Source organism: Thermococcus sp. M36 (genome assembly GCF_012027355.1).
In the GTDB taxonomy this organism is placed as follows: Archaea; Methanobacteriota_B; Thermococci; order Thermococcales; family Thermococcaceae; genus Thermococcus.
In genome coordinates, this window is the sequence record NZ_SNUH01000075.1 from 1 (window position 1) to 554 (window position 554).

General features: G+C 27.8%; 1 protein-coding gene. It reads right to left on the reverse strand.

The window, feature by feature from the left end:
• The coding region (locus E3E36_RS11390) for a heparinase II/III family protein (protein WP_206203631.1) at nt 1-554 on the reverse strand (554 nt) is incomplete at both ends.

A 554-nucleotide genomic window follows, 5' to 3' on the forward strand; every position in this document is an offset into this window, starting at 1 on the left:
CAACATATTAATACTATCCAATATTCGAAAAAGGACAATTTGATGATACATAGGACTTAATTCAAAATGTGCTCCATCTTCCAGTATTTGTTCATCAAGTTCCTTTCTTATAATTAAGAGGGCCTTTTTATAATACTTTTTATTGTTGAAAAATGCCGCTGCAAATAGTAATGAAAAGCCATTCTCTAAAAGATGGTTTCCTAAAATGTGATATTCTATATTAGAAAATAAATAGTCGTATTGGCTAATTAAAGAGTCTGTAACTTTCTTATCAGGAGTAATTTTATTATTACTGAAAAATTTTATCCAATTAATACCTCTTATTGATATTGGATAAGATTCTAAACCTTTACTTTGACTATTAAGTTTATCAATAAAATCGTTAATAAATTCTAACCCTTTTTGGACAGAAACATCAGGGCTGTCAAGAAAGTCAAAGTAATTTAAATTATAACACCAAAGTTTCCCTTCAGACATATCGTTCCAATTTATATCTGAATAATTTTTTCGCAGGTTTAAGAATAAAAAAGAGCCATCATTGAAATAAGAGGGTT